This window comes from Emticicia sp. (assembly GCF_043780375.1).
Taxonomy (GTDB): Bacteria; Bacteroidota; Bacteroidia; order Cytophagales; family Spirosomataceae; genus Emticicia.
This window is the reverse complement of record NZ_JAYWCU010000199.1, coordinates 1-5527: the sequence shown is the minus strand read 5'-3', so window position 1 is coordinate 5527 and position 5527 is coordinate 1. Positions and strand designations below refer to the sequence as shown.

Annotated in this window: 4 protein-coding genes; all 4 read left to right on the top strand. The window is 35.7% G+C overall.

What is annotated here, in order from left to right:
* Positions 1-280: 280 nt before the first annotated feature.
* The 4 genes from ACH2CJ_RS15850 (at position 281) to ACH2CJ_RS15835 (ending at position 5518) form a co-directional block, all read left to right on the top strand.
* Positions 281-1099 carry a DUF4405 domain-containing protein gene (locus ACH2CJ_RS15850; protein ID WP_394993930.1) on the top strand — a complete coding sequence of 273 codons (819 nt, stop codon included), beginning with the start codon at positions 281-283 and terminating at the stop codon, positions 1097-1099.
* Positions 1100-1203: 104 nt separating this feature from the next.
* Entirely contained in the window at positions 1204-2160 is a 957-nt protein-coding gene (locus ACH2CJ_RS15845; RefSeq protein WP_394993929.1) for an isopenicillin N synthase family dioxygenase, read from the top strand.
* A 100-nt stretch (positions 2161-2260) separates the two neighbouring features.
* A complete protein-coding gene (chrA, locus tag ACH2CJ_RS15840; RefSeq protein ID WP_394993928.1) occupies positions 2261-3442 on the top strand; it encodes a chromate efflux transporter in 1182 nt (393 codons plus the stop codon).
* A 213-nt stretch (positions 3443-3655) separates the two neighbouring features.
* A complete protein-coding gene (locus tag ACH2CJ_RS15835) occupies positions 3656-5518 on the top strand; it encodes a putative porin (RefSeq protein ID WP_394993927.1) in 1863 nt (620 codons plus the stop codon).
* Positions 5519-5527: the final 9 nt, after the last annotated feature.

Below are 5527 nucleotides of genomic sequence, written 5' to 3'. Positions count from 1 at the left end.
GCTCAATATTCACTAAAACCTATTTTTTAGACATTTGAAATAGTTTGATTTAACGAAAATATTTCAAAATTGTACTTTTTCAATCTATTTTGTTATACTTTTTTATGCAATCAACGTGCAATGCCATAGGAAAAGTCGTTTATAAGACCGATTTTGATAATCGAAAAGAAATATTAATTGCTTTTTTTGACTATTTACATTAGTTGAAGCAAAGTAAGGGGTATTTCCAAATTCATCAAAAATATACTATCTTTAAGAAAAAAACATCTAAAAAATTTCAATGAAAAAGAAAAATATTATAAGTCTTTCAGTTGCGTTCGCATTTTTAGCATTATCAATTACGGGTATTTTATTGTTTATAAAGCAAAAAGCCCACGCCGTCGAAATCACACATACAATTTTTGGATTAATCTTTGTCGGCTTTGCCATTTTTCATATCATAAACAATTGGTCGTCGATTACAGGTTATTCAAAAGAGCGTAAAAGTGGTAAATATCAAAAAGAATTTGTTATTGCAGGACTTGCTTTTTTAGTAATTTTAGCTGGAGGAGTGACCGAATTGTTAGAACCAGTTGCTGAAGCAGGAAAGGTTTTTGCACCAGCAAGACCCCCAAGACCAGAACAATTGACTTTTACTGAAATTAAAACTAATAAAGATATTGAAGGAACGCCATTAAGTATAATGATACAAAAAGCCAACGAAACCCAACTCCCAATTGTGGCTATTTGGGTAGAAGATTCGGCTCATAATTTTGTTGAAAACCTTTTTATTCCTACTAAAATTGCCGCCATGCCAGCCGATGAAGAAGAAGCACGTGAAGGACATTTTGATATGTCAGATTTTAAGGCTGAAATTTTAGCTACTTGGACTGCAAAAGCGAAGACAAAAACTCCGAATTTTGAACAAGAAACACCCCACGATAATTTTGTAGTGAAAACAAATACAATCGCAAAAGGTCAGTTTTTTGTTATTCTTGAAGTGAAAAGTAAAGATAAAACCGAACTTTATGAAGCAGCAGTTAATCAATCAAAAGGAGAGGTTTTTAAGCTAAAATCGAAAAATAGTAGCTTAATTAAGAGTGCTTTAGTTGAGTTATAATTGGATAGGAGATTGGTGATACGGTATTTGAGAAAGAAAAATCTTTCATCTCATATCTCGAATCTCGAATCAAAATTCTTAATTTTGCCAAAAATCTTCATCTTATGGAACAAACACTTCTTGATTCAATTCCGTCGCTTGATTTGGCGGACTTTACTTCTGGCGATTTAGCTCTTAAAAATAAATTCGTTCAAGAACTTGGTAATGCCTTCAATACCATAGGTTTTGTGGCAATAAAAAACCACGGACTTTCTGACGAATTGCGTGAAAAACTATACGAAGCCGTAAAGAAATTCTTTTATCAACCCGATGAGCTAAAAACAAAGTATGAATTTACCGAACTTTTGGGGCAACGAGGCTATATTGGTAAAGGTAAAGAAACGGCTAAAGGTTTTACAAAACCAGACTTAAAAGAATTTTACCATGTAGGACAGCCAATAATTGAAGGCGATATGCCGCCTAATATTTTTCCTGCTGAAATTCCCGAATTTGAGCAATTTACAACCGAAGTTTATAAAACTTTTGAGAGTACAGGAAAGACTTTATTATGTGCAATTGCTTTATATTTGGAGCTTCCCGAAGACTTCTTTGAGGAAAAAGTACGCAATGGCGATAGTATTTTGCGTGCTTTGCATTATTTCCCAATTTTAAATCCAGATGCTTTGCCAGAAGGAGCAGTGCGTGCAGCGGCTCATGGCGATATTAATTTGATTACACTTTTGATGGGAGCATCTGCCGAAGGTTTAGAAGTTTTACGTTTGGATGGTAAATGGATTGCAGTAACGGCATTGCCCGACCAAATCATTATCAATGTTGGTGATATGCTCGACCGTCTGACTAATCATAAATTAAAATCAACAATTCATCGAGTGGTAAATCCACCTCGTGAGAAAATGAAAAACTCTCGATTCTCGATTCCGTTTTTCATGCACCCACGTGGCGATATGGATTTGACATGTTTGACAAGTTGCATTGATGCAGAAAATCCACGTCGCTACGAAAACATGACTGCTGGTGAGTTTTTGGCAGAGCGATTGAGAGAATTAGGTTTTAAGAAATAGGCTTCGGCTGCTGGTTTAGGCAATTGACATTAGGATAAATAACAAATTTTCAAAAGTAAAATCAAGCTGTCAGCCGATTACTGATAGCCGACAGCTAAACATGAGTAAAACTCGTCAGATTCGTTATATCATTTTCTTGAAAGACGTGCTGATACTTGCTCTCACTTGTTTTGGTGGGCCGCAAGTACATCTGACGATGTTTTTGGACAGGCTCGTAAAAAAACATAACTACATTACCGAAGCCGAAATTCTTGAACTCCAAGCTCTTTGTCAAGTTTTGCCTGGCCCAACATCAACCCAAACTATTACAGCTATTGGCTTTCGTTTGGGGGGGTCAAGGTTGGCTTATCTTACCCTTTTAGTTTGGATTTTACCAGGCACTTTGTTTATGACACTGGCTGCTCTTGGAGTAACTTATATTGAAAAAGACCAACTTATAAATCTTACTCGTTTTATCAAACCGATGGGTGTTGCATTTATTATTTTTGCTGCATATTCTATCGGGATGATGGTTATTAAGACTAAAACAAGCATTGTTTTAATGCTTTTGGCTGCCGTTGCTGCATATTTATTTCGTTCGCCCTATATTACACCCATCTGGATTTTATTAGGGGGTTTGGCCACATCATTAAAGTTTGGACAACAAGAAAAAATGCAAAAACAACCCATTAAAATTGAATGGGGGAACTTTTTTCTTTGGATAGGAGTCTTGATATTTTCAGCAGCTTTAGGAGCAATTACGCACAATTTGCCTATCCGACTTTTTGAAAATTTTTATAGGAATGGCAGTTTAGCTTTTGGCGGAGGTCATATCTTGAAGCCATTGCTTTATAACGAATTTGTAGAGTTTAAGCATTACCTTTCGGCCGACGAGTTTTTGTCAGGACTGGCAATTGTGGAAGTTGCCCCCGGACCAGTTTTCTCAATTTCTGCATTTGTAGGAGCATTATCAATGCGTGAATGGGGAACCAGTGGCGAAATTTTGGGTAGCTTAGTTGCTACGTGTGGTATTTTTCTTCCAGGAATATTTCTGATATTTTTTGTGATTCGTTTTTGGAATGAACTAAAAAAATACCGAGGTATTCGGGCATCGCTTGAAGGTATCAATGCTGCGAGTACAGGCTTGACTGCCGCTGCGGCTTTTTCTTTGTTTCAACCAATGTCAAGCGATTTAGTTTCTATTCTGACTGTTATATTTACCTTGATTTTACTTCAAACTCGCCTTGTTTCTACTTATTTGATTATTTTCGGAGGTTTGTTTTTAGGTTGGGTAATTACCTAAAAAAATATAGATGTTTACCAAAAACTGAATTCTATTGTTGTCTGTAAACAGTGGTCTATCGACTTCTTAACAACAATTAACCATGCTTTCTTCATCCCCTTTCAAAGTTTTGCCGTAAATTGCGTTATTATTTAAAGGTATTTTTAGTATAACAGTTTTTTTTGTTAATAGACTATAATCTGTTACATCAAATTTGACTTTGTATAGAATCAAATGAAGCATAAAAAAATATTAGTAACATTCTTATTATCAATAGTTTATGGTTTCTCTTATGCCCAAATTCTTGATGATTCTACCAAACAAGTTTACAGTACAAAAACCGTTCGTTATATCCTCGAAGAAGATATTCTGAATAATCGTAAGACTTTTTATAATCCAGACACAACACTTGATGGCTTTCATTTGTTCGATTTTAACCTTCGTAGTGGACTTCTTTACCAAGATTTAGGTAATATAGGAACTGCCATCAAACCGCTATTTTACGAATCCTCTGATGATATTGCCAAGCAATTAGGATATTATGCATACTCACGGTATGCTTTTGATGCTCGAAAAACAAAATATTATAATACAAAATCGCCATATACGAATATGTATTATGTGCAGTCGGGTGGGGGAACGGGTATGTTGCATTTTACGCATTCTCAAAATATAAAACCTCGATTGAATACTACTGTTGAAGTCAGACGCTTGTCTTCTTCGCAGCAATATGGAGCTCCTCGAACCCGTGAAACTCGCCTCATTGATAGTTGGGCTTTTATGTTGCACAGCAATTATGAGTCGAAAGACGGGAAATATATTGTTCTGAGTACTTATAATCACTTCAATCATGCACCAATCGAGCAAGGTGGCATCAAGCCTTTGAAAGTAACTTCAAAATTTATCGATGCTGATAGTTTAGGAAATTACAGAGATTTTCTCTCAAAACTTACAGGAGCAACTTCTCGTGATTGGCGAAATGAGCTACATGTTTATCACCAATATAAACTTACGAATGGTTTTCAGGTTTATCATATTTTTGATTATCAAAAACGAAGGGATTTTTATACGGACGTAAATTTTGGTTCAGATTCGGCTGGAAGAGCGATTTATTACCAAGCAACCCCTGCCAATTCGCTTGATACACTTACGATGAACTTTCGCTATCGTTTATTAGAGAATAAGTTTGGTATCAAGGGCATTTATCGAGGTTTTGCTTATCGTTTATATTTACGTCAACGTTTGTATGGGTTGCAAGCAAAGGGAGAAACGTATTTAGACAAAAAACTAAAATCTGAAACGCTTGTGGGCGGTTGGGCAAATTACTTTTTTCCTGATAGTGTGCGAAGAGCTTATGCAGAGGCAGAAATTGGCTCAAATGGCAATTTTAGGTTGCAAGCCGAATATATAAGTCCAAGAATAAAAGCGAGTTTTTCTCAACTATCTGTGCCAGCAACTATTTTAGACGAACGCTTTTTAAGTGCGGCTTATAACTGGAATAAAGGACTGAAAAATACTTTTTCAAATAACCTTTTTGCTTCCACAAATCTTAAAAGTGGACGTTTTTTGCTTTCTCCGAGCGTAAATTATTCATTGGTTAAAAACTATATTTATTACAACCAAAAAGCCCAAGTTTCCCAAACTTCGCTGCCCATCAGTATCTTCAAAGTGGCTCTTGGTGCAGAATATCGCTGGCGTAGATTATTGATAGTGAATCAGTTATATGTCATTGCCAATTCAGAACCAAATTTAATTCGTATGCCAAAACTGGCAAATAACACCAAAATATCTTATGAATTTATTTATGCAAAAGTGCTTCATATCAATACTGGCGTAGAAATTTATTATCGCTCTGCCTACAAAGCCGATAATTATATGCCGCTCACACGACAGTTTTATTTACAAGATAATCAAGCTGTTTGGGGAACGCCAGTAGCTGATGTTTTTGCCGATTTGAAGATAAATAAAGTAAGACTTTTCTTTAAATTTGCTCATGTAAATCAAGGATTTCCAAGCAGTGGCTATTATGTAAGTTCAACTTACCCAGGTTTGCAGCGAACTTTCTTTCTGGGTGTGAATTGGCCGCTTTTTGATTGAGAAAGACAA

Coding starts and splice junctions, on each gene's coding strand:
- ACH2CJ_RS15850 (WP_394993930.1), top strand. CDS start 281: ATGAAAAAGAAAAATATTATAAGTCTTTCAGTTGCGTTCGCATTTTTA.
- ACH2CJ_RS15845 (WP_394993929.1), top strand. CDS start 1,204: ATGGAACAAACACTTCTTGATTCAATTCCGTCGCTTGATTTGGCGGAC.
- chrA (WP_394993928.1), top strand. CDS start 2,261: ATGAGTAAAACTCGTCAGATTCGTTATATCATTTTCTTGAAAGACGTG.
- ACH2CJ_RS15835 (WP_394993927.1), top strand. CDS start 3,656: ATGAAGCATAAAAAAATATTAGTAACATTCTTATTATCAATAGTTTAT.